Below are 4,142 nucleotides of genomic sequence, written 5' to 3'. Positions count from 1 at the left end.
GCCCTGGGGCCGCTGGAGGCCGTCGCCGGGGCGTGACGGGCAGCCGGTCGACGGGCAGCCGGTCGACGGGGAACGGCCGGCGGCGGTGATGACGGACCGGCCGCGGTGGTGGCGGACCGTCGGTCGGTGATGACGGACCGTCGGCCGGTGGTGACGGGCCGTCGGTGAGTCGGGCGCCGACGACCCTCCCGAGCCGGTCGGAAGCCGATTCCCGGGCTGGTCGGGGGTGCCATAGGGGTTCGACAGGGGTTGGCTAGGGGGCCGGTGGGCGGGGTGCCACGGAACGCTGAGGTCCGTCACCCCAGCCGCCGGCCCTCAGGAGTGGAACGACCATGGCGCCCCTGGAACCCCTCGACCCGTCCGCACCGCAGTCCGGCCCGCCGGAGGCGGTGGCCGTCGTCGGCGCCGCCTGCCGCCTGCCCGGCGCGGCGGACCCCGAGGCGTTCTGGCGGCTGCTCGACAGCGGCACCAGCAGCGTCGGCACCGTCCCGCCGGGCCGGTTCGCCGACGCGGCGCGGCCGCGGCTGGCCGCCGGCTGGCTCGACCAGGTCGACCGCTTCGACGCCGAGTTCTTCGGCCTCGCGGCCGGGGAGGCCGCCGCCGCCGACCCGCAGCAGCGGCTCGTCCTCGAACTCGCCTGGGAGGCCCTGGAGGACGCCGGTATCCTCCCCGCCGCCCTGGCCGGCCGGCGCGCCGGCGTCTTCGTCGGCGCCATCGCCGGCGACTGGAGCACCCTCACCACCGGGGCCGACGCGATCACCCGGCACAGCCTCACCGGCGTCAACCGGGGCCTGATCGCCAACCGCGTCTCGCACGCCCTCGACCTGCGCGGCCCCAGCCTCACCGTCGACTCCGCACAGTCCTCCTCGCTGGTCGCCGTCCACCTCGCGCTGGAGAGCCTGCGCACCGGGGAGTCGGACGTCGCCCTGGTCGCCGGGGTCAACCTCAACCTCGCCCCCGAGTCCACCCTCACCGTCGAGCGGTTCGGCGCCCTGTCGCCCGAGGGCCGCTGCGCCACCTTCGACGCCGGGGCCGACGGCTACGCGCGCGGCGAGGGCGCGGTGCTGCTGGTGCTGAAGCCGCTCGCCCGCGCCGTCGCGGACGGCGACCCCGTGCACGCCGTCCTGCTCGGCAGCGCGGTCAACAGCGACGGCGGGACGGACGGGCTCACCGTGCCGAGCGCCGACGCCCAGGCCGCCGTGATCCGCGCCGCCGCCCGGCGCGCGGACGTCGCTCCTGGCCTGGTGCAGTACGTCGAGCTGCACGGGACCGGCACCCGGGTCGGCGACCCGGTCGAGGCCGCCGGCCTCGGTGCCGCCCTGGGCGCGGGACGCCCGGCGGGCCGGCCGCTGCTGGTCGGCTCCGCGAAGACCAATGTGGGCCACCTGGAGGGCGCGGCGGGCCTGGTCGGCCTGCTGAAGACGGTCCTGGCGGTGCGCCACCGCCGGCTGCCCGCCAGCCTCAACTTCCGTACCCCGAACCCGGACATCGACTTCGACCGGCTCGGCCTCGCCGTCCGCACCGGGTCCGGTCCGTGGCCGGACCCGGACGGCCGGCTGATCGCCGGGGTCAGCTCCTTCGGCGTGGGCGGCACCAACGCCCATGTGCTGGTCGCCGACGCCCCGGAGACGGCCCCGACCGTGATCGCCGAGGACGAGGACGAGGCGGCCGGGGAGACGGAGCCCGCGCCGTGGCCGGCGCTGTGGCCGCTGTCCGCCCGGACCCCGGCCGGACTGCGCGAACAGGCCGCCAGGCTGCGGGAGTTCGCAGCGCAGCGGGAGGAGCTGGCGCCGGCGGAGCTCGGGAGGGCGCTGGCCACCACCAGGACCGCCTTCGAGTACCGGGCCGCCGTCACCGGCACCGACCGGTCCGAGCTGCTCGCCGGTCTGGAGGCCCTCGCCGGGGGCGGCCAGCTGCCGGGGCTGGTGCAGGGCCGGGCGGTGCCGCCGTCACCGCTGCCGCAGTCGGGCGGCACCGTGCTGGTCTTCCCCGGCCAGGGTGCCCAGTGGGACGCCATGGCGCGTGAACTGCTGGACACCGCACCGGTGTTCGCCGCGAAGATCGAGGAGGCCGAGAAGGCTCTCGCCCCGCATGTGGACTGGTCGCTGGACGCGGTGCTGCGTGGCCGGGAGGGGGCGCCCGGCCTGGACCGGGTCGATGTCGTCCAGCCCGCCCTGTTCGCCGTCATGGTGTCCCTGGCCGCGCTCTGGGAGGCGGCGGGCGTGCGGCCCGATGCCGTGATCGGCCACTCCCAGGGCGAGATCGCCGCCGCCCATGTGGCGGGCGCGCTCTCGCTGGAGGACGCGGCCGCCGTAGTCGCCCTGCGGTCGCAGGCGATCGCCGGGCTCGGTCTGACCGGCCGGGGCGGGATGGCCGCCGTCCCGCTGCCCGTCGCCGAGGTCGAGGCCGCGATCGCCGCCCTGCCGGACCCGGCCCTGCTCGGCGTCGCCGCCGTCAACGGCCCTACCTCCACCGTGGTTTCGGGCGAGCGGGAGGCCGTCGAGGCACTGGTCGAGCGGTACCGCTCGGAGGGCGTGCGGGCCAAGCTCGTCCCCGTCGACTACGCCTCGCACTCCGCCCAGATGGAGCCGCTGCGCGAGTCCCTGGCCGAGCTGCTGGCCGGGATCCGCCCGCGTACCGGCACCGTCGCCTTCTACTCCACGCTCACCGGCGGCCGCCTCGACACCGCCGGGCTGGACGGCGGGTACTGGTTCCGCAATCTGCGCGGCACCGTCCGGCTGGACCGGGCCGTGCGGGCAGCCCTGGCCGACGGCCACCGGGCCTTCGTCGAGAGCAGCCCGCACCCCGTACTCACCCTCGGCCTGGGCGAGTTGACGGACGGCGCGGCGGCGGTCACCGGCACGCTGCGGCGCGACCACGGCGGCCTCGACCAGTTCGGCGGCGCCGTCGCCGAGTTGTTCGTGCGCGGCGGCGCGGTCGACTGGCGCTCCTGGTCCGGGCCGGGGCAGCGGCTCACTGGTCTGCCGACGTACGCGTTCCAGCGCCGGCGGCTCTGGCTGCCGGACGGCGGGCCGGTCGCGGTGGCGACCGGGTCGGGCCGCCCGGCGGTCGAGGAGACGCAGGACGTGCCGGTCCTCCCGGCGGACGTCCCGGAGGCTCCCGCTCTGGAGGCTCCCGCTCTGGACGAGGCGGCCGCCCTGGCCGCCGTCCGCGCGGGCGCGGCGATCGTGCTCGGCGAGTCCGGCGGGGCGGAGGCCGTGGACCCGGACCGGACCTTCAAGGACCTCGGCTTCGACTCCGTCGCCTCGGTCGAGTTCCGCGACCGCCTCGCGGGCTCCGTCGGCCGCGCCCTGCCGACCAGCCTGGTGTACGACCGGCCGACGCCGCGCGCCGTCGCGGCCTTCCTCGCCGAGCGGCCGGACGCCGCCGGTGCCGCAGCCGGAGTTGCAGCCGGTGTCGCAGCCGGTGCCGCTCGTGGAACCGCTGCTTCGCGGGAGGAGGACGACCCGATCGCCGTGGTCGCCCTCAGCGGCCGCTGGCCGGGCGGTGCCGACACCCCCGAGCAGCTGTGGGAGCTGCTGCGCGACGGCCGGGACGCCATCGGCCCGTTCCCGGAGAACCGGGGCTGGGACCTCGACGCCCTGTTCGACCCGGACGGCGAGCGCCCCGGCACCTCCTACACCCGCCAGGGCGGATTCCTCTACGACGCCGACGAGTTCGACGGCGCCTTCTTCGGCCTCCCGCCGCGCGAGGCCGCCGCGACCGACCCCCAGCAGCGGTTGCTGCTGGAGTCCGCCTGGGAGCTGACCGAGCGGGCCGGCATCGTCCCGGCCGCCCTGCGCGGCAGCCGCACCGGCGTGTTCGTCGGCGTCATGCCGCAGGACTACGGGCCGCGCCTGCACGAGACGCCCGCCGGCTACGAGGGGCACGCCCTCACCGGCACCCTGACCTCCGTCGCCTCCGGCCGGCTCGCGTACGCGCTCGGACTGGAGGGGCCGGCGATCACCATCGACACCGCCTGCTCCTCCTCGCTGGTCGCGATCCACCTGGCCGCGCAGGCGCTGCGCGCGGGGGAGTGCGACCTCGCCCTCGCGGGCGGTGCCACGGTGATGTCCTCGCCCGGCATGTTCACCGAGTTCAGCCGCCAGCGCGGCCTGGCGCCGGACGGCCGCTGCAAGCCC

The 4,142-nt window shown here is 77.1% G+C and carries 1 protein-coding gene; it reads left to right on the top strand.

The window, feature by feature from the left end:
- Window positions 1-332: 332 nt before the first annotated feature.
- Window positions 333-4,142 (top strand): type I polyketide synthase (locus VR45_RS38915; RefSeq protein ID WP_045944686.1); only part of this gene is annotated, 3,810 nt, incomplete at its 3' end.

The sequence above is a fragment of the Streptomyces sp. NRRL S-495 genome (assembly GCF_000966955.1).
GTDB classification, from domain to species: domain Bacteria; phylum Actinomycetota; class Actinomycetes; order Streptomycetales; family Streptomycetaceae; genus Kitasatospora; species Kitasatospora purpeofusca.
This window is presented reverse-complemented; position numbering and strand designations above follow the sequence as displayed.